General features: G+C 67.4%; 24 protein-coding genes. 11 read left to right on the plus strand and 13 right to left on the minus strand.

Features of this window, described 5'->3' with window-relative positions; all coding sequences use genetic code 11:
- Positions 1-56 precede the first annotated feature (56 nt).
- Genes IB258_RS22925 through IB258_RS22935 form a run of 3 tightly spaced genes read right to left on the minus strand, consistent with a single transcriptional unit; the run spans position 57 to position 3,593 of the window.
- Complete coding sequence (locus IB258_RS22925; RefSeq protein ID WP_175163624.1) at positions 57-866, minus strand: aminoglycoside phosphotransferase family protein; 810 nt, start codon at positions 864-866, stop codon at positions 57-59.
- Positions 867-894: 28 nt separating this feature from the next.
- Positions 895-2,160 (minus strand): MFS transporter, encoded by a 1,266-nt coding sequence (locus IB258_RS22930; RefSeq protein WP_175214438.1) that lies wholly within the window; start codon positions 2,158-2,160, stop codon positions 895-897.
- An 8-nt stretch (positions 2,161-2,168) separates the two neighbouring features.
- Positions 2,169-3,593 carry an amidase gene (locus tag IB258_RS22935; protein ID WP_192353255.1) on the minus strand — a complete coding sequence of 475 codons (1,425 nt, stop codon included), beginning with the start codon at positions 3,591-3,593 and terminating at the stop codon, positions 2,169-2,171.
- A 124-nt stretch (positions 3,594-3,717) separates the two neighbouring features.
- Between IB258_RS22935 and gcvA the strand changes: the two genes are divergently transcribed.
- On the plus strand, positions 3,718-4,614 hold the full coding sequence (gene gcvA / locus IB258_RS22940) for a transcriptional regulator GcvA (protein WP_192353256.1): 897 nt from the start codon (positions 3,718-3,720) through the stop codon (positions 4,612-4,614).
- 4 nt (positions 4,615-4,618) lie between these two features.
- On the opposite strand, the gene IB258_RS22945 is transcribed toward gcvA, so the two are convergent.
- Positions 4,619-5,062, minus strand: coding sequence for an NUDIX hydrolase (locus IB258_RS22945; RefSeq protein WP_175182218.1), 444 nt, complete (start codon positions 5,060-5,062; stop codon positions 4,619-4,621).
- Between the two features lie 149 nt (positions 5,063-5,211).
- Between IB258_RS22945 and IB258_RS22950 the strand changes: the two genes are divergently transcribed.
- From IB258_RS22950 to IB258_RS22965, 4 genes are all read left to right on the plus strand, one after another.
- Positions 5,212-6,087, plus strand: a complete 876-nt coding sequence (locus IB258_RS22950) for a LysR family transcriptional regulator (RefSeq protein WP_175163616.1) — start codon at positions 5,212-5,214, stop codon at positions 6,085-6,087.
- Positions 6,088-6,217: 130 nt separating this feature from the next.
- Complete coding sequence (locus IB258_RS22955) at positions 6,218-7,003, plus strand: aldolase (RefSeq protein ID WP_054459111.1); 786 nt, start codon at positions 6,218-6,220, stop codon at positions 7,001-7,003.
- A 45-nt stretch (positions 7,004-7,048) separates the two neighbouring features.
- Positions 7,049-8,386: an MFS transporter gene (locus IB258_RS22960; RefSeq protein ID WP_175182226.1), complete on the plus strand. Its 1,338-nt coding sequence runs from the start codon at positions 7,049-7,051 to the stop codon at positions 8,384-8,386.
- A gap of 11 nt (positions 8,387-8,397) precedes the next feature.
- Positions 8,398-8,991 (plus strand): 2-hydroxychromene-2-carboxylate isomerase, encoded by a 594-nt coding sequence (locus IB258_RS22965; protein ID WP_119451794.1) that lies wholly within the window; start codon positions 8,398-8,400, stop codon positions 8,989-8,991.
- Positions 8,992-9,051: 60 nt separating this feature from the next.
- Here the strand turns inward: IB258_RS22965 and IB258_RS22970 are convergent, their stop codons facing one another.
- A complete protein-coding gene (locus tag IB258_RS22970; protein ID WP_225590486.1) occupies positions 9,052-10,374 on the minus strand; it encodes an MFS transporter in 1,323 nt (440 codons plus the stop codon).
- A gap of 247 nt (positions 10,375-10,621) precedes the next feature.
- A complete protein-coding gene (locus IB258_RS22975) occupies positions 10,622-11,512 on the minus strand; it encodes a LysR family transcriptional regulator (protein WP_192353257.1) in 891 nt (296 codons plus the stop codon).
- A gap of 99 nt (positions 11,513-11,611) precedes the next feature.
- Here IB258_RS22975 and IB258_RS22980 point away from each other — a divergent pair, with 99 nt between their 5' ends.
- Positions 11,612-12,967, plus strand: coding sequence for a dihydroorotase family protein (locus tag IB258_RS22980; RefSeq protein WP_192353258.1), 1,356 nt, complete (start codon positions 11,612-11,614; stop codon positions 12,965-12,967).
- An 11-nt stretch (positions 12,968-12,978) separates the two neighbouring features.
- On the plus strand, positions 12,979-14,241 hold the full coding sequence (locus IB258_RS22985) for a Zn-dependent hydrolase (RefSeq protein ID WP_192327236.1): 1,263 nt from the start codon (positions 12,979-12,981) through the stop codon (positions 14,239-14,241).
- 34 nt (positions 14,242-14,275) lie between these two features.
- Here IB258_RS22985 and IB258_RS22990 read toward each other — a convergent pair whose 3' ends face one another.
- The 4 genes from IB258_RS22990 to IB258_RS23005 all read right to left on the minus strand — a co-directional run bounded on the left by IB258_RS22990 (position 14,276) and on the right by IB258_RS23005 (position 19,045).
- Positions 14,276-15,514, minus strand: coding sequence for an ABC transporter substrate-binding protein (locus tag IB258_RS22990; protein WP_175182363.1), 1,239 nt, complete (start codon positions 15,512-15,514; stop codon positions 14,276-14,278).
- A gap of 124 nt (positions 15,515-15,638) precedes the next feature.
- Positions 15,639-16,382: a GntR family transcriptional regulator gene (locus IB258_RS22995; RefSeq protein WP_119449196.1), complete on the minus strand. Its 744-nt coding sequence runs from the start codon at positions 16,380-16,382 to the stop codon at positions 15,639-15,641.
- A gap of 2 nt (positions 16,383-16,384) precedes the next feature.
- Positions 16,385-18,001 (minus strand): AMP-binding protein, encoded by a 1,617-nt coding sequence (locus IB258_RS23000; RefSeq protein ID WP_370539853.1) that lies wholly within the window; start codon positions 17,999-18,001, stop codon positions 16,385-16,387.
- A gap of 3 nt (positions 18,002-18,004) precedes the next feature.
- Positions 18,005-19,045, minus strand: a complete 1,041-nt coding sequence (locus IB258_RS23005; RefSeq protein WP_192353259.1) for a cyclase family protein — start codon at positions 19,043-19,045, stop codon at positions 18,005-18,007.
- Positions 19,046-19,148: 103 nt separating this feature from the next.
- Here IB258_RS23005 and IB258_RS23010 point away from each other — a divergent pair, with 103 nt between their 5' ends.
- Positions 19,149-20,144 (plus strand): tripartite tricarboxylate transporter substrate binding protein, encoded by a 996-nt coding sequence (locus IB258_RS23010; RefSeq protein ID WP_175164493.1) that lies wholly within the window; start codon positions 19,149-19,151, stop codon positions 20,142-20,144.
- Positions 20,141-20,863, plus strand: a complete 723-nt coding sequence (locus IB258_RS23015; RefSeq protein ID WP_192353260.1) for an SDR family oxidoreductase — start codon at positions 20,141-20,143, stop codon at positions 20,861-20,863. Before IB258_RS23010 ends, IB258_RS23015 begins: the two co-directional genes overlap by 4 nt.
- 24 nt (positions 20,864-20,887) lie before the next feature.
- On the opposite strand, the gene IB258_RS23020 is transcribed toward IB258_RS23015, so the two are convergent.
- On the minus strand, positions 20,888-21,787 hold the full coding sequence (locus tag IB258_RS23020; protein WP_054454793.1) for a GlxA family transcriptional regulator: 900 nt from the start codon (positions 21,785-21,787) through the stop codon (positions 20,888-20,890).
- A 90-nt stretch (positions 21,788-21,877) separates the two neighbouring features.
- Here IB258_RS23020 and IB258_RS23025 point away from each other — a divergent pair, with 90 nt between their 5' ends.
- Positions 21,878-22,552 (plus strand): DJ-1/PfpI family protein, encoded by a 675-nt coding sequence (locus IB258_RS23025; protein ID WP_192353261.1) that lies wholly within the window; start codon positions 21,878-21,880, stop codon positions 22,550-22,552.
- A 19-nt stretch (positions 22,553-22,571) separates the two neighbouring features.
- Here IB258_RS23025 and IB258_RS23030 read toward each other — a convergent pair whose 3' ends face one another.
- Complete coding sequence (locus tag IB258_RS23030) at positions 22,572-23,054, minus strand: Lrp/AsnC family transcriptional regulator (protein WP_054454795.1); 483 nt, start codon at positions 23,052-23,054, stop codon at positions 22,572-22,574.
- 148 nt (positions 23,055-23,202) lie between these two features.
- Between IB258_RS23030 and IB258_RS23035 the strand changes: the two genes are divergently transcribed.
- Entirely contained in the window at positions 23,203-23,820 is a 618-nt protein-coding gene (locus IB258_RS23035) for a LysE family translocator (RefSeq protein WP_225590488.1), read from the plus strand.
- 44 nt (positions 23,821-23,864) lie between these two features.
- Here the strand turns inward: IB258_RS23035 and IB258_RS23040 are convergent, their stop codons facing one another.
- Entirely contained in the window at positions 23,865-25,751 is a 1,887-nt protein-coding gene (locus IB258_RS23040) for an ABC transporter ATP-binding protein (protein ID WP_175182367.1), read from the minus strand.
- Between the last annotated feature and the right edge of the window lie 502 nt (positions 25,752-26,253).

Consider the following 26,253-nt stretch of genomic DNA (forward strand, 5'->3'; position numbering starts at 1 on the left):
TGTGGGGCTACACCTTACCGCATCGAGCCGGATGCCTTGTTTACAGCGGCCGCGATTCAGCGTTCCAGCAGCGCGTGCGCCTGGCGGGCGATGTCCAGGTCGATCGCGGCGTCTTCGCCGCCGCCCATGAACCAGGCGGCGGAAAGTCCGCACCAGGCCAGGATCCATTGCAGCAGCCTGCGGCGCTCCAGGCCCGACTGCGCGACGATGAGCTCCAGCCGCCGTTCGAAGCGCCCAGGCACGATGGCGACGGGCGGAACCGGATCCGCCAGGTCCGGGTTGCAGAAGATGTTGGCGTAGTCGAAGGCGCGCTCGCCATGCAGGCGCTTGGGGTCGATGACCAGCCAGCCGCGTTCGCCGAAGTCCAGGATATTGTCGTGGTGTACGTCGCCGTGCAGCACCGTCAGGTCGCGCGGACTGTCGAGCAGGGCGCGGGCGTGGCGCGCGCTGTGCGCCAGGATGCCGCCTTGCGCCTGCGCCATGGGCCACAGTTCCTCGAACCATTCTTCCAGCGGACGCAGCGCGGGCAGCGGCTGGGCACGTGGGGCATGCAGGTCCCGCAGCACGCTGCAGATGATGCGGGTGGCCTCGTCGTCGCGCCCGTTGCGGGCGTAGTCCGCCAGCGAGCGCGTGCCGGTGGCCCGCTCCAGCAGGATGGCTGCGTCGTCGTGAGCCAGCACGCGCGCCGCGCCCTGGCCGTCCCACCAGCGCATCAGCACGCCGCCTTGCTTTTCGTCTTCCTCGTGCGAGACCTTGAGCATGGCGGGCAGGCCGCGATGGCGCACGGGCAGCAACTGGGCGGCGTGCGTGATGACGGGAGCGCCGTCGGGAGTGAGTTGCCAGCGGGAAAGGTAGGTGTCGAACATGGGGCGCCGGGAGTGCCTGGATGGACCCCTATAGTAGAGCTGGGCGCGGCGCGGCCTGCGTCGCGCCTTGCCGCGGCAGCAACGCCGTGATCGCCGCCGCCAAAGCGTTGCCCGCCGCACTGGCGACGATGGGCAGCAGATAGGAGCCGCTGAGGTCGTACGCATGGCCTGCCGCCACCGGGCCGATCAGCGTTCCGAACGCCACGCTGGTGTAGAGCGCGCCGATGATGCCGCTGACGTGGCGGCCGCCGAAGTAATCCATGACCACCGCCGGCATCAGCGCCACCCAGCCGCCGTAGAACGCGCCGAACACCAGGGCGAACAAAGCCAGCGTCCAGAACTGGCCGCAAGCGCCCCATAGCGCCAGCGACGCCGCCATGCCGCCATACATCGTGGCGAGCGAGGCCCGCCGGCCCAGGCGGTCGGCCAGCGTGCCCAGCAGGAATCGGCCGGCCGTGCTGCCCACGCCGACCAAGCCCAGCAGCAGCACGGCCAGCCCCGGCGCGATCCCATGATCCAGGGCGTACGGGATGAGATGCACGAAAGGCACGAAGACGCCAAAGGCGCCGGCCATGGCTGCCAGGTACAGCAGCAGGAAGACCCTGCTGCGGATGGCGGTGAGCACCGGCACGCCGGCGGGCGGGGAGGCCGGCGCTGCGCGGACGGCGGAGGCTGCGTCGCCATCGGGTTGCAGTCCGCGGTCTTGCGGCGAATTTTCAACCCAGCGCGCCGCGGCGCAGCCCAGGACAGCCACCGCCGCGGCCAGCGCCAGATACGCGGCGCGCCAGCCCCACAGTTCGATCAGCGCCGACGCCAGCGGCGGCACCAGCAGCGTGCCCACGCCGATGCCGCTGACGGCCAGCCCCGAGGCCAGCCCGCGGCGGCGCAGGAACCAACGCTGCACCGCGCCCACCACCGGCACATAGGCGCAGCCCACGCCCAACCCGACGCCCAGGCCGTAGGCCAGGTAGATCTGCATCATGCTCTGCGCGGCGCTGGCAAGCGCCAGGCCCAGCGCCACCAGCAGCATGCCTATCCAGGCCATGCGACGCGAGCCGTAGCGGTCCGCCAGCGGACCGCTGACCACACCGAAACCGAAGTAGAGAAAGCCCGCCAGCGAGAACACCAGCGACACCGCGCCGCGCGTGGCGGAAAAGTCGCGTTGCAAGGCGTCGACGAAGGCGCTGAAGGAATAGGCGCTGCCAAAGCCGAGCAAGGTGATGGCGAAGGCCGCGGCCACCACCCGCCAGCCGTGGAAGATCCGGCTGGCGCCGTGCCGCGCATGCGTGTTCATCTTCGGCCTCACAGTGCCGGCCGGCGCAGATGCCAGCTTGTCGCCGCCTGGAAAGCGGCGCCCAAGCGGAACAGCACGGGCTCGCCCAGATGGGCCGCCACCAGTTGCAGGCCCATGGGCATGCCGGCTTCGCACTGCCCGGCGGGCAGCGTCAGGCAGGGATGCCCGGTCATGTCGAACACGCAGGTATAGCGTTGCAGCGCTTCGACCAGCCCGGGCTGTAGTCCCAGGACGCTGATGGCTTCGAGCGTGAGCGGCGCCATGGGCTGCACTGGCGTCAGCAGCGCATCGACGCGGCCGAACAAGGCGTCGACCTTGCCTCGCATGGCCATGCGACGCAACAGGATGCGCTGGTAGTCGAGGCCGGATAGCGAGCGTCCCGCTTCGATCACGCCGGCCAGCACCGGTCCGTACTCCGCCTTGCGGGATGGATAGGTGCTGGCGTGCGCCACCGCCGCTTCGACCGCGCAGAGCGGCGCCCAGTCGCGCACGGCCTGCGCCGCGTCTTCGATGGGGAACTGCAGCGGCACCAGGGTTGCGCCCAGCTGTTCGAAGGCCTGCATTGCCGATTCCATCATGCGTTGAGTCTGCGCATCGACGTTGCGGTGGTTCCAGTTCATATCCACGCCGATCCGCAGGCCGGCAGCGGGAACGGCGGCCTCCAAGGCGTAGCGCGGCACGGGCGCTTGCAACGCGGTCGGATCCTTCGCGTCGGGTCCGGCAATCGCTTCCAGCAGCGCCGCGGCGTCGGCCGCGCTGCGCGCGATGACGCCGGCGTGATCCAGCGAGGCCGCCAGTTCGAACATGCCGTGGCGGCTGACACGGCCCCAGGTCGGCTTGATGCCGGTCAGCCCCGCGGCCGCGCAAGGCCAGCGGATGGATCCGCCGGTGTCCGAGGCGGTCGCGCCGAAGCACAAGCCCGCGGCCGTCGCCGCCGCCGATCCGCTGGATGAGATGCCGATCCAGTAATCCGCGTGCCAGGGGTTGCGCGGCGGCGCGACGTCGGGGTGATGGTCGGAGTACGCGCCTTCGGTCATTTGCAGCTGCCCCAGCAGCACGGCGCCCGCGTCGCGCAGGCGGCTGGCTACCGTGGCGTCATGGTCGGCGGGCACGCCCCGGTGGATCGCGGCGCCGGCAGCCGTCGGCACGCCCTTGCGCCGGAACAGGTCCTTCAGCGCGAGGGGGACGCCATGCAGGGGGCCGCGGTAGCGCCCCTGGCGTATTTCGATTTCGGCGGCCTGGGCTTCCTGCAGCGCAGAGGCCGCGGTCACATGGGCATAGCTGCGCAGGCCGCCGTCCAGGGCTTCGATGCGCCGTAGTTGCGCGCGCGTGATCTCTACCGGCGAGACCGCGCCCGCCCGGATCAGGGCGGCGAGCGCCAGCAGATCGAGTTGGTGCAGGTCGGCGGCCTTGATGTCTTCCGTATAGTTCATCTATTCTTTATCCATCTTTTATTCATCACAGACCCGATCAAGTTAATGTCTGTTGGACCAGCGTACAAACCATGATTTCTATTCGGTTTGAATTAGAAAAACTAAATTATTTAATTCTTCGGAAATGACCTCTTCGCGACTGCCTCCGCTCAACGCGTTGCGCGCCTTTGAAGCCGCGGCCCGCCATCTGTCGGTGAAGGACGCGGCGCAGGAGCTATGCGTGACGCCCGGCGCGGTCAGCCAGATGATCAAGTCGCTGGAGCAGCATCTGGGCGTGGCGCTGTTTCTGCGCGTGAACCGCGGCATTCAGTTGACGGATGCCGGCCACGGTTACCTGCCGCCGGTGCGCAATGCCTTCCGCCAGATCCTGGCCGCGTCCGCCCGTGTCGCCCAGCCGCCCGAGAGCCGCGTGCTCACCCTCAGCACCACCGCGTTCTTCGCGTCGGCCTGGCTGATCCCCCGACTGCATGACTTCCATGCCCGCCATCCGGAGATCGACCTGCAGCTCGTCACCAGCAATGCGCTGGCGGCCTTCGGCCGGGACGGCGCGGACATCGCGATCCGCCACGGACTGGGCCGCTATGCGGGACTGCAAAGCGAACACCTGCTGACCGTGGAAGTCGTGCCGGTGGCATCGGCCGGCTTGGTGGCGAAGCTGGGGATGCCGGCTGGCGCGCGGGAACTGCTGCGCTGGCCGCGCGTGCATGACGAAGCGCGCAACGGCTGGCAACTGTGGTTTGCGGCGCAGGGCGTGGAGGACGCGGGCATGCCGCGTGGGCCCGCGTTCGATGATGGCAGCCTGCTGTTGCAGGCCGTGGCCGCTGGCCAGGGCGCAGGACTGCTGCCCGTGGCGATGGTGCAGGATGACGTGGCTGCTGGACGCCTGGTCCGGCTGGCCGGCGACGCCTGGCTGGAGGAGTTTGGCTACTACCTCGTGTGGCCGGGCAGGGGCGCCATGCCGGAAAAGGCGCGGGTGTTTCGCGATTGGCTGCTGGAAAGCGGCCTGGGGGAGCCAGCCTGAAACGCTACGGCGCGGCCGATGATAGCGCCGCCGCCTTGCGCGCCAGTTCGGCCACGCCGAAGCTGGTCGCGAGCGAATGATCGTCCAATGCTTCCAGCGGCACCCAGCGGGCGTCGGCGGCATCGTCGCCCGCCACCGGCTCGCCGGATTGCCAGCGGCACAGCACCGCGATCAGGATGAAGTGGCGGCGCAGCGCGCCCGCGTCGTCGCGGTCGTAGACGTCCACCGCGTCGAACACGTGCAGCGGTTGCGCACGCACGCCGGTTTCTTCCAGCAGTTCACGCGCGGCGGCGGCAAGCACGCCTTCGCCCGCGTCGATCTTGCCGCCGGGGAAGGCCCAGCGGCCCTGGTCAGGCGGGTTGGCGCGTTGCACCAGCAGCACGCGGCCGTCGCGCACGACTGCTGCGATGGTGGCGGCGATGGGACGCTGGGGCGGGGACGCGGTCATGCGAGGTTCCTTTTCGTGGCGGAGGCCTGGGTATGCCAGGGTACGCCAACCCGGCCTTAGCGCAAATCCCCGTAGTGCCGGACCGGTCGCTGGTGCACACTGTCAACCGCGCCAGCATGAGCGCATCAAAAAGGGGGCGGGAGGGCAGCATGGATACACCGGACCGGCAGTTGCGCTATTTCTTGCGCATCGCGGAACTCAAATCGCTATCGCGTGCTGCGGAGGACCTGGACCAGACCCAGTCCGGGCTGAGCCGGCAACTGGCGGCGCTGGAGGCCCACGTGGGCAAGCCGCTGTTCGTGCGCACTGGCCGCGGCGTGGAATTGACCGAAGCCGGCGCGCGGCTGCTCGACGGCATCCAGCCCGCCTATCGGAACATCGACCGGGTACTGGAGGCCGTGCGCCAGCGCGAAGGCGTGACGCAGGGAACGGTCCGGCTCGCCACCGTGCACACGCTCAGCTACTACTTCATGGCCGAGGTGGTCGCCAGTTTCGTCAGCAGCCATGAACACGTGAACCTGTCGGTGATGGGCCGCAGTTCGCCCGAGGTGGTGGCGCTGGTCGAAAGCGGCAAGGCGGACGTGGGCTTCGTCTACGACGCGGCAGTCGCCTCGGACAACCTGGCGTCGGCCACGCTGTTTGACGACGACATGTGCCTGATCGTGCGCGGCGAGGTGCAACTGCCGGACGACGTCGACCTGGCCGGCATGGATCTGCGGCTGGTGGGCTTTCCGCCGCATTACGCGCTGCGCAAGATGATCCACAGCGCGGGGCTGGAGCCGGAGTTCGTGGCCGAGGCCGAAACCATAGACGCCATGCTCAAGCTGGTGTCCTCGGGCGTGGGCGCCTGCATCCTGCCGTCCCGCATCCCCGACAAGCTGCTGACCGAGTACGGCCTGCGCAAGGTCCGGGTCCAGAGCCCCATCTTGCGGCGGCGCGTGGTCGCCATCACGCTGGCCAACCGCCAGCCCCTGCCGCTGGTGAGCGAGCTGCTGGCCGTCGCCCACCGCATCGCGGCGCAATAGCCGGCCTGGCGGGTCGAATAGCAGCTATGACCGTGGCTGCATGGCTGTATTGCACATGGCTTTCCATACTGTGCATACCTCGCGCGGCGTCCGGTGGCGCCGATGGCGCGGGCATTACACAGGGGAAGACATGAGCACCGCATTACGAGAGAAATCCTATTTCGACACCCGCGCCACGCAGGAAATGGCGCACCATCTGCGCGCCGTGCCGCGCAGCATCCAGGAAACCATGGCCTATGCCTGTCGCATCCTGGCCATGACCGAGCAGGAAGCCGGGCTCGCCGGCCAGATCAGCGTGCGTTCGCAGCGTCCGGGGGCCTACTGGACCCTGCGCTTCGGGCTAGGCTTTGACGAAGCCACGCCGGCCGACTTCATCGAAGTAGACCGCGACCTGCACACGCTGACGGGCGAGGGCATGGCCAACCCGGCCACCCGCTTTCACCTGTGGGTATACGAAGCGCGGCCCGACGTGCAATCCATCATCCACACGCATTCGCCGTGGGCCTCGGCGCTGGCCGCGGCGCGCCAGCCGCTGGTGATCTCGCAGATGGACATGACGCCCTTGCACGACGACTGCGCCTTCCTGGGGGAATGGCCAGGCGTGCCGATCGCTGACCAGGAAGGGGTGATCATCTCCGGCGCGCTGGGCAAGAAGCGCGCCATCATCCTGGCGCATCACGGCTACCTGACGGCCGGCGTGTCTTGCGAAGAGGCGACCTACCTGTCGGTCTACCTGGAACGCGCGGCGCGCATGCAGATCCGCGCGCAGGCCTTCGGCCCGCTGACGCCGGTGGACGACGCGCTGGCGCGCGAAGCGCACGACTATCTGCTCAAGCCCTCGATCGTCAATGCGACGTTCAATTACTGGGCCCGGCAGACGCATGGCATTGCGCCCTTGCCGCTGCCCGCCGCCTGATACCGCGCAGCCCCATTCCTCCAGAACTTTTTTCGGGGAGTCATGATGATGACGACCAAGCCTGCGGCTGCGCGCTCGCGCCGCGATTACGTGACGGCCGGACTGGCCAGCATGATGGGCACCACCATCGAGTGGTACGACTTTTTCCTTTACGGCACCGCTGCCGCGCTGATTTTCAACAAGATCTTCTTTCCTTCCTTCGATCCGCTGACGGGCACGCTGGCGGCGTTCGCCACTTATTCCGTGGGCTTTTTCGCGCGGCCGCTGGGCGGCGTGATCTTCGGCCACTACGGCGACAAGATCGGCCGTAAATCCATGCTGCTGATCACCCTGTTGCTGATGGGCGTGCCCACCATCCTGATCGGACTGATCCCTTCCTATGAACAGATCGGCTACTGGGCCGCGGTGCTGCTGGTGCTGATGCGCTTCCTGCAAGGCATCGCGGTCGGCGGCGAATGGGGCGGGGCAGTGCTGATGGCGGTGGAGCATGCGCCGGATGGCAAGAAGGGCTTTTTCGGCAGCCTGCCGCAAGCCGGCGTGGCGCCGGGCCTGATCCTGTCGTCGCTGGCGATGGGGGCGGTCGCGACCTTGCCCGAGGCCGACATGCTGGCCTGGGGCTGGCGCCTGCCTTTCCTGGCCAGCGTGGTTCTGCTGCTGGTGGGCTGGTTCATCCGGGTCAAGGTGGCCGAGTCGCCAGACTTCGAGCAGATGAAGGAGAAGGGCGCCAAGGTCGAAGTGCCGGTGGCGGAAGTCCTGAAGCACCATCGCCGCGCGCTGCTGGTGGTGGTGGGCGCAAGGCTGGCGGAAGTGACCTGGTTCTATACCGTGGTGACGTTCTCGCTGGCCTACGCCACGGGCACGCTGGGCATTGCGCGTTCCGTGATGCTGGACGCCACGATCTGGGGCGCGGCCGTGGCGCTGTTCACCATGCCGCTGTTCGGCATGCTGGGCGACAAGATCGGGCACAAGTGGGTGTTCATGGCCGGCACCCTGGGCATCCTGGCGTGCGCGCCGGTGTTCTTCCATCTGCTGGGCACGCGGGACACGGGCTGGATCATCCTGGCGGTTTGCCTGGCGGTCGGCCTGGTCTACGCTTGCCTCTATGGGCCGGAAGGCACCTTGTTCTCCAGCCAGTTCCCGGCCGAGGTGCGCTACACGGGCATATCGCTGGCGGTACAGGTGTCCGGCGCCATCGGCGGCGGCCTGGCGCCCATCGTGGCGACCTGGCTGCTGGCCAAGGGCGGGGGCGATCCCCAGTACGTGGTGTGGTACCTGAGCATCCTGGGTGTGATCGCCCTGTTCAGCGCCTGGCTGATGCGCAGCGAGGCGCCTGCGGTTGCGGCCTTGCGGGTGCCGGCCCGCGCCAAGCTGAGGACGCCATGATTGTGGACGCCATGAAGACCATCGACTATTACTTCTGGATGAACTCCGACTGGGCCTACCTCGGCGCCGACAGGCTGGAGGCGCTGGCGGCGCGCCAGCAGGCGGTGATCCGCTACCTGCCGGTGGACCTGCCCGAGGTCTACGCCCGCACCGGCGGCATCCTGCTGGGCCTGCGCGCACCTGAGCGCCAGGCTTACCGCGTGACGGAGCTGGCGCGCTGGTGCCGCAAGCTGGACATCCGCGTCAATCCGCAACCGGCCTATATGTGCCCGGATGCCAGCCTGGCTTCGCGCATCGTCATCGCGGCGGACCATGCCGGCCTGCCGGTGGCGGCGCTGTACAAGGCGATCCTGAAAGCGGAGTGGTGCGACGAGCAGGACATCTCCGACGAGGCCACCCTGCGCGCCATTCTGGCACAGCAGGGGCTGGATGCTCCGGCGCTGCTGGCCGCGGCGGCCGAGCCCGGCATCGAGGCCGTCTACCGCCGCAACACCAACGACGCGGTCGCGGCTGGGGTGTTCGGATCGCCGTCGTATGTGTACCGGGGCGAGGTGTTCTGGGGGCAGGACCGGCTGGAGATGCTGGAGGAGGCGGTGGCGGCCTGAATGAAGCAGGGGCTGGCGGGCTGTCGCGCACTTTTTGCACGGCGGCCCGCCAGGGCGATTTCAGATGTGCTTGCCCTGCGGCAGTACGGTCAGAGCGAGCAGCGCGACGAGACTGGCGGCCATGACATACAGCGCCGGGGCAAAGGCCACGCCCGTCGTGTAAGTGATCCAGGTCAGGATGGCCGGAGCGAACCCTCCCAGCACGGTTACGGCGGTGTTATACGTCAGGGACATGCCCGAGGAACGCACCGCGGTGGGGAACACTTCGGACAGCGCGGCGGGCGCCACGCCGACGTACATCGCTACCATCAGGCAGAACAATGACTGCACCACGATCAGCGTCATCTGCGTGTGCGATGCCTGCAGCCACATCATCAGCGGGTAGACAGCAACCAGCAGCACTGCGGCGGCTGCGCGCAGCATGTTGCGGCGTCCGTAGCGGTCCGACAGGGTGCCCGAGAATACACAGCCACCGGTCAGGAATAGATTGCCTACCAGCGCGGCCAGGAAGGCTTCCGAACTCGTGAATCCCATCGATTTCTGTACGTAGATCGGCATGAAAATGATGAGGGCATAGGGGCCGACTGCCCAGAGCACCGACATGCAGAGGCCGGTCAGCAGTTCCTTGGGATAGTCACGGATGACAGCCAATAGCGGCGCCTTGACGCGGGCATTCTGGCGGGCCTGGCGTTCCTGTTCCTCGCGGAAGTGGGGCGTTTCGTCCAGCGCCGCGCGCATCCACAAGCCCACCGGTGCGATTGCCAAACCCAGGATGAAGGGTATGCGCCAGCCCCATTCGCCAACCTGTTCTTCGGTAAGCAGGGTGGTGACCAGGGTTGCCACCAGTGCGCCCAGCAAGTTGGAGATGCCCATGCTTGCCTGCAGCCAGGACGCGTACTGGCCGCGCTTGCCTGCGGGGGCGTGCTCCACCAGGAACGCGGTGGCGCCACCAACTTCGCCGCCGGCGGAAAAGCCTTGCAATACACGGCCGCAGACGATCAACAGCGGAGCGCCCACGCCGATGGCGGCATAGGGAGGCGCGGCCGCGATCAGCAGTGTGCCCAGGGCCATCAGCATGATGGTCAGCGTCAGGGTCGCCTTACGGCCGGCCCGGTCGCCATAAGAGCCAAGCACCAGCGCGCCCAGCGGGCGGACGACGAAGCCCAGGCCAAAGGCCAGGAACGACGTCATCAATTGCACGGTCGGGTTGGCGTTCTGAAAAAAGTTCTGTCCGATGTAGACCGCGAACAGGGCATAGACGGTGAAGTCATACCATTCGAGCGCATTGCCGGCCGAAGCGGCAATGACTGCCTTGCGGCCGCTGTGATGCCGCGCGGATTGGGTCGCGTTGCGGGTCGGCACGGCCTCGGCTCCCAGGTTCATCGAGATGTCCTTCATTGTTTCCCAGTTCAGATCGTGAGCGTTCGGGGAGCGTTGTGGCGAGTAGGTGGCCAGTTCCCCGGAACAGACGAGCGCATCATAGGAACCAATGCCGATAATGTCGTATTACCTTTTGTTCCTGGTCCATAACATCAGATTAATCGCTCGCCCACGCCATAGCGGGGCTGGGGGACGGTTCGGATCGGGCTAAGGGATAACCCCAGGGGAGGTTAAGCGGGGCCAGATGAGCCTAATTGTGCCGTTCCAACTCGTGCAGCACGTTGATGAAAGCCAGCGCGGGGCGCGACAAGGGCTGCAACTGCAAGTAGAAGACGTTCACTGGCGCGTTGACGGTGCCCCGGATGGGCACCGCCACCACGTTTGACCACGTAGGGCCAGCCACCGTGATTTCGTCCACCAACGCCACGCCTGCGCCTGCCTGCACCAGGGCGCAGGCGACATGGGCCTGCTGCACTTCGATGAGCGGCTCGGGCCGTGAGTCCTCGTTGCCGAACAGTCGGTTGATCAGCATGCCAAAAGGGATGTCGGCGCTGTAGCCGATCAAGGGTTCCTTGACCAGATCGCGCACCTCTACCTGGCCTTGAGCCGCCAGCGGATGCCCCTTCGGCAAGACCGCGACGATCTTGTTTTCGTAAAGAGGCTGCGAAGCCAGGCTGGGGTGTTCCACCGGCATGTAGGCCACACCCAATTCAATTTGCTGCGTCAACAGCGCCTGTTGCAGCGTTGCCGGTATCTGAGTCTGCAGCACGATGCGCATCTGGGGATACCGCTTGCGGAACAGCGCGATGGCGCGGGGCAGCAAGGACTGGCCCAGGCTGGGGCTGCAGGACAGGCGCAGTTGCCCCTCGCGGTTTTCGGCAAGGTTTTCGGCGACCTCGTTCACGCGCTGCACGTTCTGGTACAGCGCCGTGACCTCCACGAACAGCCGGTGGGCTTCAGGGGTGGGGTACAGCCGGCCCTTGATGCGCTGGAACAGCATCAAGCCCAGGCGCTGCTCCGTATAGGCGATCAGCCGGCTGACCGCGGGCTGCGAAACAAACAGCAGCTTGGATGCGCCGCTGATGGAGCCGCTGAGCATGATGGCCCGGAAGACTTCGATCTGCCGCAGATTCAATTTCATATGCTTAACCTGATGTTAATTCTCTCGCACATATAAGCATAAGACGTTTTGGATGGCCGCTCCTACACTGCCTGCACTCAACACAGGATGGAAGCGGTCATGAGCGATTTCGATTTGGTGGTGCGCGGCAACATCGTCGACCCGGATGGCGTGGTGATGGACGGCTGGCTGGCGGTCAGGGACGGCAAGGTCGCGGCGCGCGGCGCTGGCGAGGCCCCCGCGGGCCGCGACAGCGTGGATGCGCGGGGCCAGTGGATCGTGCCCGGCGTGGTCGACGGCCAGGTGCATTCGGGCAGCCAGCTGAACCAGGAAGGACTGGGCTTGGCGTCGCGCGCGGCTGCCGCCGGCGGGGTGACGGTCATGGTCGACATGCCCTACGACGATCCGGAACCCGTGGCTTCGCGTCCGCAACTCGACGCCAAGATCGCCGAGGTGGAGCGCGATTGCCATGTGGACGTGGCGCTGTTCGGCACCCTGAACACGCAGCACGGCCTGGCGGCCGCGGCGGGGCTCATCGAAGGCGGCGTATGCGCCTTCAAGTTTTCGACCTTCGAAGCGACCCCGGGCCGATTTCCCCGCATCGAGGAAGACGATCTGTACGAAGCCTTCCGCCTGATCGCTCCATCCGGACTGGTTTGCGGCGTGCACAACCAGATGCAGGAACTGACCCGCAAGAACATCGCGCGGCTGGTCGAGGCCGACGACACCGGCTGGGACGCGTTCATGCGCGCGCATACGCCGCTGATCGAGAACCTGGCGACGGCGCTGATCTATGAGATCGGCGCCGAAACCGGCGCGCGCGCCCATGCGGTACACGTGTCGACTTCCCGCGGTTTCGAGATCTGCAACATGTACCGCCGCAACGGCCATCGCGCCAGCATCGAAACCTGCGTGCAGTATCTGATGCTGAACCACGAAGAGCACACCCGCCGCTTCGGCGCGAAGACCAAGCACTATCCGCCGATCCGTCCCAAGGCCGAGGTCGACCTGCTCTGGACCCATATCGCCAAGGACGAATGCACCTTCGTGTCGTCGGACCATGTCAGCTGGGGCCTGGAGCGCAAGCAGAATCCGAACGTATTCAAGAACTCGTCCGGCGGCCCGGGCCTGGAAACGCTGTTGCCCGCTTTCTGGACCGGCTGCGAAGAGCATGGCATCGCGCCGTCCATGGTGGTGCGCCAACTGAGCCGCAACCCCGCGCAGCACTTCCTGCTGGATGACCGCAAGGGTTCGTTGGAGGTGGGCAAGGACGCCGACATCGTCATCCTCAAGCCGGAACGTTATGCCTTCGATCCGTCTACCAGCCTGTCGGCGGTGCAATGGAGTTCGTTCGAAGGCCGCGAGTTCACCGTGCGCGTCGCGGGCACCTGGTGCCGCGGCCAGCAGGTCTACGATGGCAAGGGCATCGTCAATCAGAAGGGCGACGGCCGCTTCCTGCGTCCGCGCCAGGCCTGAGGGAAACGGCAATGTCTGTGCAGTTTCCTCCCCTGAACGCCGAGCGCCTCTGGGCCCGCGTCGAAACCCTTTCCCGTTTCACCCTGCCCGACGTCCCCTGGACGCGCCGCGCGTTCTCGCCGTTGTTCGACGAAGCGCGCGCCTGGCTGCGCAGCGAATTCGAGGCCGCGGGCCTGGCGACCCGCCTGGATGCCGGCGGCAACCTGATAGGCACGCTGGCCGGGCGCGATCCCGCGCGCAAGCCCATCGCCACCGGCTCGCATTGCGACACCGTGATGGCAGGGGGCCGTTTCGACGGCATCATCGGCGTGCTGGCCGGCATCGAAGTGGCCCACACCCTGCGCGAGCAAGGCGTGCAGCTGGAACATCCCTTCGAGGTCATCGACTTCCTGTCCGAGGAGCCCAGCGACTATGGCATTTCCTGCGTCGGCAGCCGCGCGCTCTGTGGCCAGCTGACGCCCGACATGCTGGCGGCCCGCAATCCCGAAGGCGAGACGCTCGCCGCCGGCATCGCCCGCATCGGCGGCGACCCCTCGGCGCTGGGCGCGCCGCTGCGCGGCCCTGACGGCACCGCGGCGTTCGTCGAACTGCATATCGAACAAGGCCCGGTGCTGGAAAGCCGCGGCCTGCCTATCGGCGTGGTCACCAACATCGTCGGCATCCGCCGCGTGCTGATCACGGTGGAAGGCCAGCCGGATCATGCCGGCACCACGCCCATGGACATCCGCCGCGATGCCCTGGTGGGCGCGGCCCGCATCATCGACGCCGCCCACCGCCAGGCCAGCGCCGCCAGCGGCAATCCGCATTACGTGGTCGCCACCGTGGGCCGGTTGTCCATGACGCCGAACGCCGCCAACGCGGTGCCAGGCCGCGTCGAGCTGACGCTGGAAATGCGCAGCGACAGCGATGCCGTGCTGGACGCCTTCCCCGAAACGCTGATGGCCGGCGTGGCCACCGACCTGACCGCGTTGCGCCTGTCCGCAAGCTTCACCCAGCTGAGCCGCGCGCGGCCCACGGACTGCACGCCGCTGGTGATGGACGCGGTGCATGCCGCCGCCGACCAGCTCGGCTACGCCTCCATGCGCCTGCCCAGCGGCGCGGGCCACGACGCGGTCTACATGGCGCCCACCGGCCCCATCGGCATGATCTTCATCCCCTGCCTGAACGGCCGCAGCCACTGTCCGGAAGAGTGGATCGAACCCGCGCAGCTGCTGGATGGCACCCGCGTGCTGTACCAGTCGGTGCTGGAACTGGACCGCAAGCTGCGGGCATGACATGGCGGGCGCCCACCGGGCGCCCGCGTCACCGCTACTTCTTCACCAACGGGCAGGACGAGCGCGACAGCGGCATGAAGGCCTGGTCGCCGGGCAGGGTGGCCACCAGCTTGTAGTAGTCCCAGGGCCGCTTGGACTCGGACGGCTTCTTGACTTCGAACAGGTACATGTCATGCACCATGCGGCCGTCCTCGCGGATGCGGCCGTTGGTGGCGAAGAAGTCGTTGATGGGCATGGACTTCATCTGCTTCATCACCGCCGTGGGCTCGTCGGTGCCGGCTGCCTGCACCGCCTTCAGGTAGTGCATCACCGACGAGTAGGTGCCGGCCTGGCTCATGTTGGGCATTTTCTTGAGCTTGTCGTAGTAGCGCTGGGACCAGGCCCGGGTCTGGTCGTTCATGTCCCAGTAGAAGGCCTCGGTCAGCGTCAATCCGGCGGCGGCGTCCAGGCCGATGGCGTGGATGTCATTGATGTAGAGCAGCAGCCCGGCCATTTTCTGGCCGCCCTTGGTCAGCCCGAATTCGCTGGCGGCCTTGATGGCGTTGACCGTGTCGCCGCCGGCGTTGGCCAGGCCCACGATCTGCGCGCGGCTGGCCTGGGCCTGCAGCAGGTACGAGGCGAAGTCGCTGGAGCCCAGCGGGTGGCGCGATGCGCCCAGCACGGTGCCGCCGTTGGCCTTGACGACTTCGGTGGCGGACGCTTGCAAGGTGTGGCCGAAAGCGTAGTCGGCCGTCAGGAAATACCAGCTCTTGCCGCCTTGTTCGACCGTGGCGCGCGCCGTGGTGTTGGCCAGCGACCAGGTGTCGTAGGTGTAGTGCACGGAATAGGGCGAGCACAGGTCGTTGGTGATGCGCTCGGTGCCGGGTCCGCTGAACACCACGATCTTCTTTTTCTCGCGCGCCACTTCCAGCACGGCCAGCGCGGGGGCGGAGCCGGCCACGTCCATGATGGCGTCGACCTTCTGGGTGTCGTACCACTCGCGTGCCTTGGCGGCGGCGATGTCGGCCTTGTTCTGGTGGTCCACCACCATCAGGTCGATCTTCTTGCCCAGCACCTTGCCGCCGAAGTCGGCGATGGCCATTTCGGCGGCGGTCGCGCTGCCCTTGCCCGTGACGTCGGCGTACACGCCGCTCATGTCCAGGATCAGGCCCAGGCGGACCACGTCGTCGGAGATCGCCTGCGCCATGGCGCAGGGCGCGGCGGCAAAGGCGGATAACAGGGCTAGCGTGCTGCGCAACTTCAGGGAAATCCGGGGGGGTCTACGGCATTTCATGGTGGGTCTCCTTTATGCCGGATCTTGTTCGGATACTGCTGGCGCTTGGGGATCTGCTGCGGCGCTCTGTTCTGGCTTGACGCTGGCGGGTCGAGGTGGGATGCCTCCTTGTCTTGAATGTGGTCTAGCGATGGGACAGCAGGTCGAATTCCATCCGCACCTTGCTGAACGGGAACTCCAGCCGCGCGAAGTACACCACGCGGCCATCGATGCAGGCGTAGCGGCGTATTTCCGCCACGGGCGAGGACACGGGAATCTGCAGGGACTCGGCGGATTCCTGGCCGGCCTGGATCACGTTCAGCACCTGGCGCGCTTCGCTGATGCGTGCGCCGTAGTACTGGTCCAGCACCGGCGCCACGGTGCTTTTGCGGATGCGGGCGCGATGCTTGCGGAACAGCGCGCTATCCAGGAAGACCTCGCTATAGCAGAAGGGGGCGCCATCGGTCGTGTGCACCCGTCGCAAATATTGGAAGCTGCCGCTGCGGTCGGCGCCGCAAGGCATGCCCAGCGTGTCGGGCAGGGGCGAATCGGCGTTGGACTCCACCAGTGAAACCGTGCCCAGCTGATTGCTGAGTTCCACGGTTTCGGCCCAGGTCTTGGGGATCAGCAGGGTGGGCGTTTCGGGCAATTCGGCATTGACGAAGGTGCCCGACCCGCGCGAGCGGCGGATCAGGCCATCGTCTTCCAGCAGGCCGAACGCCTGGCGGATGGTCGCCCGCGATATGCCATAGGTTTCCATCAGCGCTTCCAGCGGCGGGATCTGCTGGCCGGGCCGCCAGGTGCGGTTCTGGATATTGCTACGAAACAGCGCCGCCGCCTGCAGATACAGCGGCTGGGGACTGCGCGAGAAGAGCTTGGGGTCGGGCATGTTCAGGCGGAAGGCGTCGTGGTCGGGGCCGCGAGTATGGCATCGGCCATTTCGCGCAGCCGGTGCTTCTGGATCTTGACCGAGTTGGCGCTTTCCACCGAGGGGAATGCATCCAGCACGGTAAAGCCCGCCGGCGTCTTGAAGCCCGCCATCGCGGCTTTGCACGCGGCGGTCCAACCCGCGGGGTCGGCGGCTGCGCCCGGCTGCAGCAGCACGAAGGCATAGGGCACGGTCTTGCTCTTTTGCGTGGCGCCGACCACCTGGCAGGCGCGCACGCCCGGCAGGGTTTCGACCACCTGTTCGATTTCCACCGGATTGACCAGAAAGCCGGACAGGCGCAGCGAATCGCCCATGCGGGTCTGGAACACGAACTGGCGCGGATTCAGCGTGTAGCCGAGATCGCCGGTCTTGAAGTAGCCGTCATCCGTGCAGGCGCCGCGGGTGGCCTCGGGATTGTCCAGATAACCCTGCATCAGGCTGGGCGAGAGGATTTCGAGTTCGCCGGATTGGCCATGCGGCAGGATTTCGCCCGTGGCGGGATCGCGGGCGCGCACGCGCGCCTCGGGGTAGATCAGCGTGCCGCCGGGCTGGTGGCGCGCGGACACGTCGCCCTCGGCGGGATCGCGCGGCTGGCCGGCGACCAGGGCCACCAGCTCGCTGGAACCATACAGGCCGGTCAGCGGCACGCCGGCCTCGCGGGCCAGGTCCAGCATGTTGTCCAGCGCCGGCGTGAAGCTGGCGAAGCCAAACAGCCGTACCGAGGCGAAGTCGCCTTGGGCTCCCGCCCGCATCATGCCGACCAAGGCCTCGTTGTTGGCGTAGGTGTGCGTCACCGCGTGGCGGCGCACCGCTGCGGCGGATTGGGCGGTGTCGAACACCGGCGCGCAGACCACGGGCGCGCCTTGCGCCAGGCCGCCGACCAGCGTCGCGAAGCCAAAGGCGCCGCAGAACGGCGCGCTGGCGAGTACACAGCTTCCCTCGTCATAGCCATAGGCCCGCGCCACGGCCGCGCCGTGGTTCAACAAGGTGCGCTGGTCGTGCAGCACGAACTTGGGCTTGGAGGTGGTGCCGGACGTGGTGAAGCACAGCACGCCCGCATTGGGCTGGGCCGGCGGCGCTGTGTCGGTGCAGGACTGCAGGTCCTGGTAGCGGTGCGCCGGCTTGCCATGGAAGCTGGGGGGCAACGCCTCGTCGGCATTCGTCAGCGCGATCACGCCTTGCAGGCGCTCCAGGTGTTCCGGCGCCACTTCGCCCAGGATGCCCTGGAAGTCTATGCCCTTGAACCCCGGCCAGAACACCAGCCAGTCCGCCTTGCCGCGTCCCAGGATGTCGGCCAGCTCCAGCGCCCGGAAGCGCGTGTTGACCGCCAGCACCAGCGCGCCCAGGTGCGCGCAGGCCAGGAAGGATTCCACCCAGGCGGCGCAATTGGGTAGCCAGACCGCCACGCGCTGTCCCGGGCGCACGCCGATGCGGGCAAGGCCGGCGGCCAGCGCGCGGCTTTGCGTCCGCAGTTGCGCGGCGCCGATGGGCTGGTCCTGGTCGATCAGCAGCGGCGCATCGGGCCGGCGCGCGACCAAGGCGTCCAGGTGTTCGGAGAACGTCGAGTACGGCATGTTCATGGCTTACACCGTGGCGATGGGCGTCACGGGAGAACCCACCGCGCCAGGCATGCGCAAGGGCGGGGCGGTCAGCAGGAAGCGGCTGCGGCCTTGCGCATGCAGCCAGTCGGCCAGGTCCTTCAGGTACCAGAGTTCGGCCAGCGGCAGGCCCAGCTTGAAGAGGCAATGGTGGTGCAGCGGCAGGATGGAGTGGCCGGGGCCGGAGGTGCGCGCCGGATAGGCTTCGACCGCGTAGTTGTCGGCGCAGATCGCGGCGATGCCGGATTGCGTGATCCAGTCCAGCAGCGCCGGGTCGGAGCCGTCCAGCACGGCGCCGGTCTGCTCCAGCTTGTGCGGATCGGGCTGGCCGTCCATGGCAACGATCGCCTCGGCAAAGCCCGTGCGCAGCACCAACATGTCGCCGTGTTCGACCGTCACGTTCTGTGCCCGCATGGCGGCCTGCAGGGCCGCCAGGTCGACGACCGTGCGGCCGGGGCCGTAGGCGCGCGCCAGGTCCACCAGCACGCCGCGGCCCTGCATGCCTTTTTCGGCGTAGCGGTTGATACCCAGCTTGCGCGCGTACGAGCCGCCGGGCGGGCAGCAGGCGTCGTCCGATTTGTCGGGATCCGCGCCGCCGAACACGTCCACGCCGGCCGCGTAGCCGTTGTAGTAGACGCGGCGCGCCTGGCCATCCCCTTGGATGTCGAACAGCGCGCCCACGTGGCACAGGCCGTCCCACTGGGTGGAGTACTGCATGGACAGCGTGACCTGGTCGTCGGACAGCACGTCCACGGCTTCGGGCTGCACCTGGGACATCTGGAAGTTCAGGTAGGGCGTGCCTTCGCGGAAGGTGGGCTTGAGCGTCGGCGCGTGGCGGCGCGGGTTCAGCACGTTGCCGCCAGGCAGGTCCAGCGGCAGGGACAGGCAGAACACCTTGCCCGTGCGCACTTCGCGCACCGCCTGCAGCACTTTTTCCTCGGTCAGCAGGTTCAGGCGGCCGATCTCGTCATCCGGGCCGAAGTCGCCCCAGGTAGAGCCTTCGGGGCGTTGGGTCCAGCGTTTCATCTGCTTGTCTCCTGGAGGTTTTCTATGTTCTTATGAATATAGTACGTATTTACGTACTTTAAAAAGAAATCCGCAATCAGCGGGTTCGATAGGAGACAAGCCCATGACGCAATTCCTGCAGCGCAGGTTGGCGATCACTGCGCCGGCCCTGGCCGCGCTGGCCTTCCTGACCTTGCCCGCGGCCCAGGCCGCCGGCTATCCCGATCATCCCGTGACCGTCGTCGTGCCGTATCCGCCGGGCGGCGGCGCCGACATCTTTGGCCGCGCCATCGCTCACGCGCTGGAGCCGGGCCTGAAGCAGACCGTGCTGGTCGAGAACAAGCCCGGCGCGGGCGGCAATATCGGCATGGCCTACGTGGCGCGCGCCAAGCCCGACGGCTACACGCTGGGCCTGGGCACCATCGGCACCCAGACCATCAACCAGTTCCTCTACAACAACATGGCGTTCGACCCCGAACGCGACCTGGTGCCCATTGCGCTGGTGTCCACCACGCCCAACGTCATCGCCGTCAGCGCCAAGTCGCCCTACAAGACGGTGGCCGACGTGATCAAGGCGGCCCAGCAGTCCAAGGACAAGAAGCTGACCTATGCGTCGCCGGGCATAGGGTCCTCGGTGCATCTTACCGGGGCCTATTTCGAGGCCATGGCCGGCGTGACCATGCTGCACGTGCCTTTCAAGGGCACGTCCGCCTCGCTGCCGGCGGTGGCGGGCGGGCAGGTCGACCTGCTGTTCGACAACCTGCCGGGCGCGCTGGCGCAGATCAAGGATGGCAATCTGGTGCGGGGCGTGGCGGTCACGTCGGCCGCGCGCGACGCCTCGGTGCCCAACCTGCCCACCGTGGCGGAATCGGGACTGCCGGGCTTTGACGTCACCGCCTGGTTTGCGCTCTACGCCCCGCGCAATACCCCGGAACCCGTGGTCAAGCAGTTGATCGAAGCCGCGCGCAGCGGGCTGAAGAATCCGGCCGTCGCGGCCAACTTTGCCGGCATGGGCGCCAAGCCCGGCACGCTCTTCGGCGCGGACCTGGCGGCCTTCGAAGCCGGGGAACGCAAGAAGTGGGGCGGACTCATCAAGGACAAGGGAATCACCGCGCAATGAAAACGCCCACCGCACTGGTCACCGGCGGCAGCCGGGGCATAGGCCGCGCCATCGTCGCGCGCCTGATCGAAGATGGCTTCGAGGTCGTCAACTTCAGCCGCGGCGCGCCCGCAGCGCTCCTGCCCGGCGAAACGTTCCGTTCGGTCGACCTGGGCGACGCGCCGGCCACCATTGCCGCGGCGCAGGCGTTGGCGGCCGAGCGCCAGGTCCTGCATCTGGTCAACAACGCCGGCATGATCCAGGTCGCGCGCATCGGGGACGTGACGCAGGAACAGATGGCGCGGATCATGGCGCTGAACGTCACGGCGCCGGTGCTGCTGATGCAGGCCCTGCTGCCCGGCATGCGGGCGGCGGGCTACGGGCGGGTGGTGAACATTGGCAGCCGCGCCGCCCTGGGCAAGGACGGGCGCACGGTTTACGGCGCTTCCAAGGCGGCGCTGGCCGGGATGACACGCACCTGGGCGCTGGAGCTGGCGGGCAGCGGCATCACGGTGAATACCGTGGCGCCCGGACCCATCGCGACTGAACTGTTCAACCAGTCCAACCCGCCGGGCGCGCCGCAGACGCTGGCTTTGGAGGCGGCGATCCCGGCGGGGCGCGTGGGCCGATCCGAAGAGGTCGCCCATGCCGTGTCCATGTTCATGGACCCGCGGGCGGGCTTCATGACGGGACAGATGCTGTATGTGTGCGGGGGAGTGTCGGTGGGGCTTGCCGGCTAACCGCTTGTTGCGTTGCGCGGTTGCTCAGGCTTGCGGCGCCGTCCCTTGCGGCGGCGCGTGTATGGCGAACTCGCGCGCCATTTCCTTCCTGGACACCTTGCCGGATGCCGCCAGCGCCTGCGCACGCTCCAGGCGCAGGCGCTTGAGCACTTCCGTGGGCGCGACGCCGAAATGCGCGGCGAATTTGCGCTGGAAGGTGCGGCGCGACATCTGGCAGGCGTCGGCCATGTCGTCGACCGACCAGCGCGCCGATAGCTGCGCCTCGATTTTTTCCACCAGGTCCCGGAAGGGCGCGGCCACGCGGTCCTGCAAACGCAGCGCCTGGCTGTACTGGCGCTGGTCGCCGTTGCGGCGCATGAAGACCACCAGCCGCCGTGCAACCCGTTGCGACAGGTCGGCGCCGAAGTCGCGTTCGATCAGCGCCAGCGCCAGGTCGATGCCGGCGGTGACGCCGGCAGAGGTCCAGTATTTGCCGCTTTCGACGTAGATGCGGTCGTCTTCGACGCGCAGGGCCGGGTGAAGCTGGCGCAGCCGGTCGGCCGATCGCCAGTGGGTGGTGACGGCGCGGCCGTCCAGCAGGCCGGCGGCGGCCAGCACGAAGGCGCCGGTGCATACGCTGCAGGTGCGCCCGGCGGTCGCGTCGCGGCGGCGCAGCCAGGCGCGCGTCTCGCCATGGGCGCCCGCGAAATCGGCGCCGGGGCCGCCGGGCACGAACATCATGTCCAGGCGCTCATCGCCATCGTCGGCAAAAGTGCCGTCCACCTGCATGCGCAGGCCCTGTTCCCAGGTGGAGACCAGCGGCGTCGCGGCGATGGTGCCCAGGCGGTAGAGCTTGCGACCGGCTTCCTCGTTGGCCGAACTGAAGGCTTGCCACGGTCCGGCCAGATCCAGCGGCTGGAAGCCGTCATACAGGACGAACTGCACGCGCAATGGCGCATCCGGCGCAGTATTTGGCGCACGCGTCCGGGCGCGTCCGCCTATGCTGGGAGTCGTCGTTTCTAACGGAGCATCGTCATGCATGTGAATTTTCTCTTGTTCGAAGGGCTGACCCAGCTGGATATGACCGGGCCGTATGAAGTGCTGGCAGGCGCGCCGGGCTTCACCGTGGATTTTGTCGCAAAAACGCGCGATCCGGTGCGCAGCGATCGCGGGCTGTGTTTCGTGCCCACGCAGACCATCGCATCGGCGCCGCCCTGCGACCTGCTGGTGGTGCCAGGCGGGCCGGGCACGGATGATGCCATTGTCGACGCCGACTGGGTAGCGTTCACGCGCGCGCAGGGGCTGGGGGCACGCTACGTATTCGGCATCTGCACCGGTTCGCTGTTGCTGGGCGCGGCTGGCCTGTTGCGCGGCAGGCGCGCTTCCAGCCATTGGCGCGCGCGCGAACTGCTGTCGCGCTTCGGCGCCATCCCCAGCGACGAGCGCATGTGCGTGGACGGCAACCTGTACACCGCGGGCGGCGTGACCTCGGGCATCGACATGGGGCTGAAGGTGGTGGCGGACCTGTGCGGCGAGGACGTGGCCAAGCTGATACAGCTGCAGATCGAATATGACCCCAAACCACCGTTTCCCGGAGGCACGCCCAAGACCTCGGAGCCGGCCGTGGTGCAGCGCTATCTGGAGATGTCGCGAGCGCGCTTCGAACGCCGCTCGCAGGCGGTGGACCGGGCCGCGGCCGCGATGGCCTGAGTTCGAGCGCGCGGCGCGCTCACTTCGCCAGATGATCCAGCGGCAGCGGGCTTTGCGGCTTGACGGTCTGGATCGCGAAGTTGCTGCGTATGTCCTTCACGCCGGGCAGCTTCAATAGCGTGCCCAGCAGGAAGCGTTCGTAGGCGCGCAGGTCGGGCACCACTACCTGCAGCAGAAAGTCGGACTCGCCCGACACCAGATGCGCGGCGATGACTTCCGGCAAGGTGCTGACCTCCTCGCGGAACAGGGCGGAGTCGCGCTCGTGGTGCCGCTCCACCTTGATGCCGACGAAGACGGTCAGGCCCAGGCCGACTTCGTCCGGCGCCAGGCGGGCTTCGTACCCCTGGATGACGCCGGCTTCTTCCAGCAGCCGCACCCGCCGCAGGCAGGGCGAAGGGGACAGGCCAATCTGCTCGGCGAGTTCGACATTGGTCAGCCGGCCGTTCTGCTGCAGGGCCTCGAGGATCCGGCGGTCGTAGGCGTCCAATTCGCGTTTTGGCATGAAATCAGGATAAGGATTATTGGATTGGCGGAATATGCCAATCATCATAAATCGAATGGCATGGATAGGATGCACATGCCAGCCCGGTTTTCCTAGAATGATCGCCTGAGCCAGGACGAAAAGGAGCGGGAAAATGGCGGATATGGCGATGTTTCTAGGGGCTTTGCTGATCGTCTACGTGGTGCCGGGACCCGACATGATCCTGCTGCTGGAAACCGGCGTGCTGCGCGGCAGAGGGCAGGCGCTGGCGGTGGCCGTGGGGCTGGCCATCGCGCGGGCCGCGCACGTGACCCTGGCCGCGCTGGGACTGGCGGCGCTGTTCAAGACCCATCCCTGGGCGTTCGACGCGGCGCGCACGGTGGGGGGATGCTATCTGGTCTGGTTGGGCGTGCGGCTATTGCGCGCAGGACCCGTGTCCTACGATGCCACCGGGCAGGCGCCCGCGAGCCGCGCGGGGCTGGGGCCGGCGCTATTGAGCGGCGTGCTGACCAATGTGCTCAATCCCAAGGCCTTGCTGTTCTGCTCGGTGCTGCTGCCGCAATTCGTGTCGCCTGCCCAGGGGCCGATAGGCCAGCAGTTCGCCGTGCTGGGCGTGATCCTGGTCAGCCTGGGCCTGGCGCTGGACGTGCTGTGCGCGTTGGCGGGCGGGGCGGTGGGGCGCTGGATGTCGGCCAGCCCCCGTGCGCAGAAGATCCAGAGCCGGGCGTTCGGGCTGGCATTGATCGGCTTCGGCCTGCGCCTGACCGTGGCCCAGCGTCCGGCCTGAAGCGGCCGGTCCCGCAGCTTGCGCTACGGGACCGGCTGCCCGGCCTATTTGGCGTAGGCGTACGAGGACTCGTCGGCTTCCTCATCCTTCGGCAGCGGCGGAACCGCGCCGTCCTCCAGCAGTTCGGACTGCGTCAGGCCCTTGGTCAGCTCCAGCGCCTGGCGTTCGAACAGGCGCCGATACAGACCGCCCTTCAGGCGGATCAGTGCGTCATGGCTGCCTTCCTCGATGACGCGGCCGCGGTCCATCACCAGCAGGCGGTCCAGCGCGCGCACCGTCGACAGGCGGTGCGCCACCACCAGCGTGGTACGACCCACCATCAGACGGTCCATGGCCTGCTGGATCAGCACCTCGCTTTCGCTGTCCAGGCTGGACGTGGCTTCGTCCAGGATCAGGATGGGCGCATCGGCCAGGAAGGCGCGGGCCAGGGCCACGCGCTGGCGTTCGCCGCCCGACAGCTTGACGCCGCGTTCGCCGACCAGCGTGTCGTAGCCCTTGGGCAGCGCCATGATGAAGTCATGGGCGCTGGCCAGCCGCGCCGCCTGCTCGATCTCGGCCTGCGTGGCGCCGGGGCGGGCATAGGCGATGTTCTCCGCCAGCGTGCGGTGGAACAGTACCGGCTCCTGCTGCACGATGGCGATCTGGCTGCGCAGGGACGCCTGCCGCGCCTGGGCGATGTCCTGCCCGTCGATCGTGATGCGGCCGTCGTTCACGTCATACAAACGCTGGATCAGCTTGATGAACGTGGTCTTGCCCGAACCCGAATGGCCGACCAGGCCGACCCGTTCGCCCGGGGCGATGCGTACCGAGAAATGGTCGTACAACGCCTTGTCGTGCGCGCCATAGCGGAACGTCACGTCCTCGAAGCGGATCTCGCCGGCCGTCACGCGCAGCTCGCCCGCGCCGGGCCGGTCGTCCACGCCCAGCGGTTGCTTTTCCAGCGCGACCAGTTCTTCCATGTCGTTGACCGAGCGTTGCAGGTTGCGGATGTGCATGCCTACGTCGCGCAGGTAGCCCTGCAGCATGAAGAACATCGTCAGGGCGAAGGTGATGTCGCCCACGCTGGCCTGGCCGCGCGACCACAGCAGCAGCGACGCGCCCAGGATGCCCGCCTGCATGGCGACCAGCATGGCGCCCTGGATGCCGCCGTTGATCGTGCCGCGGATCCAGGTGCGGCGCGTGCGGCGGCGCCATTTGTCGACCACGCGGTCCAGCCTGACTTCTTCGCGGTCTTCGGCGCCGAAGGCCTTGACCACCGCGTTGCAGCTGACGGCGTCGGCCAGGGCGCCGCCCATGCGCGTGTCCCAGGCGTTGCCCAGGCGCGCCGCCGGCGCCACATAGCCCAGCGACAGCGCCGCGGTCACGGCGATGTACAGCACCGAGCCCAGGCCCACCACCAGGCCCATGATGGGCCAGTGCACACCCAGCAGCGCGGTGGCGCCCACCAGCATCACGACCGACGGCAGCAGCGCGATCAGCAGCGTGTCGTTCAGGATGTCGACCGCCCACATGCCGCGCGTGATCTTGCGCACCGTGGAGCCGGCAAAGCTGTTGGCGTGCCAGTCCGTGGAGAAACGCTGCACGCGGTAGAACGCGTTGGAGACGATGCCGTTCATCATCTTCAGCGTGAAGGTGATGATGTTCTGGAACACGGCCTGACGCAGCAGCGTGCCGCCGATGCCCAGCGCGAGCAGCAGCCAGAACGCGGTCAGCGCCGCGCTCCAGACGATCTCGTCGCCAGCCGCGCCCGAGGCCACGGCGTCAACCAGTTTGCCGGCATACAGCGGCGTCAGCACGTCGGTCACCGCCGACAGCAGGGCCAGCACGATGATGCCGGAGGTGCGCCAGGGCTGCGCGCGCCAATGGCGGAAGGTAAAGCCAAGGACATCCTTGAAGGTCTGTCCTCGTAGATCGATTTTTTTTCTGGCCATTGCAATGGCCCGGCGTCACCAGGACGCCGGGAGTCCTTGTGTGGAAAGAGGAAGGAGCGGCCTGCGCGGCGAGGCGCGGGCGATTGCGTTCAGGTTTTTGGGGCGGGCACGGAGGACCGGTCGCTAGATAGGCATCCAGCGATGGGTCCGCGCGGGCGACGACTTAATGACGTCGCGGGGACACGCGCGGGATGGCGGTATGCGGATTCATCATCTTGCGCCTCCCAATGGTGTGAGATGTGGGGAAAGGGAATGGGCAGAGGCCCGAATTGAAGATTCTATAGAAGTGGTGTAGGCGAATCAACGGGTAGGCGCGTGCCGGTGTGGGTTTTTTTCAACTGACGCGGCGTTCAATCCGGGGTGAACAGCGTGGGAGGCAGGCGCGCCACGGCCTCGTAGGTCAGGCGGATGTGGGCGGCCAGCAATTCACAGGCGCGGTCCGCATCGCGCGCCAGCGTGGCGTCCAGGATGCCTTTGTGTTCGTCGTCCAGGTCGCGCGCGA

This window comes from Achromobacter sp. ACM02, assembly GCF_014851605.1.
In the GTDB taxonomy this organism is placed as follows: domain Bacteria; phylum Pseudomonadota; class Gammaproteobacteria; order Burkholderiales; family Burkholderiaceae_B; genus Achromobacter; species Achromobacter aegrifaciens.

What these genes read in the sequence shown, in the direction of transcription:
- IB258_RS22925 (WP_175163624.1), bottom strand. Translation starts at nt 866, where the DNA reads ATGTTCGACACCTACCTTTCCCGCTGGCAACTCACTCCCGACGGCGCT.
- IB258_RS22930 (WP_175214438.1), bottom strand. Translation starts at nt 2,160, where the DNA reads ATGAACACGCATGCGCGGCACGGCGCCAGCCGGATCTTCCACGGCTGG.
- IB258_RS22935 (WP_192353255.1), bottom strand. Translation starts at nt 3,593, where the DNA reads ATGAACTATACGGAAGACATCAAGGCCGCCGACCTGCACCAACTCGAT.
- gcvA (WP_192353256.1), top strand. Translation starts at nt 3,718, where the DNA reads ATGACCTCTTCGCGACTGCCTCCGCTCAACGCGTTGCGCGCCTTTGAA.
- IB258_RS22945 (WP_175182218.1), bottom strand. Translation starts at nt 5,062, where the DNA reads ATGACCGCGTCCCCGCCCCAGCGTCCCATCGCCGCCACCATCGCAGCA.
- IB258_RS22950 (WP_175163616.1), top strand. Translation starts at nt 5,212, where the DNA reads ATGGATACACCGGACCGGCAGTTGCGCTATTTCTTGCGCATCGCGGAA.
- IB258_RS22955 (WP_054459111.1), top strand. Translation starts at nt 6,218, where the DNA reads ATGAGCACCGCATTACGAGAGAAATCCTATTTCGACACCCGCGCCACG.
- IB258_RS22960 (WP_175182226.1), top strand. Translation starts at nt 7,049, where the DNA reads ATGATGACGACCAAGCCTGCGGCTGCGCGCTCGCGCCGCGATTACGTG.
- IB258_RS22965 (WP_119451794.1), top strand. Translation starts at nt 8,398, where the DNA reads ATGAAGACCATCGACTATTACTTCTGGATGAACTCCGACTGGGCCTAC.
- IB258_RS22970 (WP_225590486.1), bottom strand. Translation starts at nt 10,374, where the DNA reads ATGAACCTGGGAGCCGAGGCCGTGCCGACCCGCAACGCGACCCAATCC.
- IB258_RS22975 (WP_192353257.1), bottom strand. Translation starts at nt 11,512, where the DNA reads ATGAAATTGAATCTGCGGCAGATCGAAGTCTTCCGGGCCATCATGCTC.
- IB258_RS22980 (WP_192353258.1), top strand. Translation starts at nt 11,612, where the DNA reads ATGAGCGATTTCGATTTGGTGGTGCGCGGCAACATCGTCGACCCGGAT.
- IB258_RS22985 (WP_192327236.1), top strand. Translation starts at nt 12,979, where the DNA reads ATGTCTGTGCAGTTTCCTCCCCTGAACGCCGAGCGCCTCTGGGCCCGC.
- IB258_RS22990 (WP_175182363.1), bottom strand. Translation starts at nt 15,514, where the DNA reads ATGAAATGCCGTAGACCCCCCCGGATTTCCCTGAAGTTGCGCAGCACG.
- IB258_RS22995 (WP_119449196.1), bottom strand. Translation starts at nt 16,382, where the DNA reads ATGCCCGACCCCAAGCTCTTCTCGCGCAGTCCCCAGCCGCTGTATCTG.
- IB258_RS23000 (WP_370539853.1), bottom strand. Translation starts at nt 18,001, where the DNA reads ATGAACATGCCGTACTCGACGTTCTCCGAACACCTGGACGCCTTGGTC.
- IB258_RS23005 (WP_192353259.1), bottom strand. Translation starts at nt 19,045, where the DNA reads ATGAAACGCTGGACCCAACGCCCCGAAGGCTCTACCTGGGGCGACTTC.
- IB258_RS23010 (WP_175164493.1), top strand. Translation starts at nt 19,149, where the DNA reads ATGACGCAATTCCTGCAGCGCAGGTTGGCGATCACTGCGCCGGCCCTG.
- IB258_RS23015 (WP_192353260.1), top strand. Translation starts at nt 20,141, where the DNA reads ATGAAAACGCCCACCGCACTGGTCACCGGCGGCAGCCGGGGCATAGGC.
- IB258_RS23025 (WP_192353261.1), top strand. Translation starts at nt 21,878, where the DNA reads ATGCATGTGAATTTTCTCTTGTTCGAAGGGCTGACCCAGCTGGATATG.
- IB258_RS23030 (WP_054454795.1), bottom strand. Translation starts at nt 23,054, where the DNA reads ATGCCAAAACGCGAATTGGACGCCTACGACCGCCGGATCCTCGAGGCC.
- IB258_RS23035 (WP_225590488.1), top strand. Translation starts at nt 23,203, where the DNA reads ATGTTTCTAGGGGCTTTGCTGATCGTCTACGTGGTGCCGGGACCCGAC.
- IB258_RS23040 (WP_175182367.1), bottom strand. Translation starts at nt 25,751, where the DNA reads ATGGCCAGAAAAAAAATCGATCTACGAGGACAGACCTTCAAGGATGTC.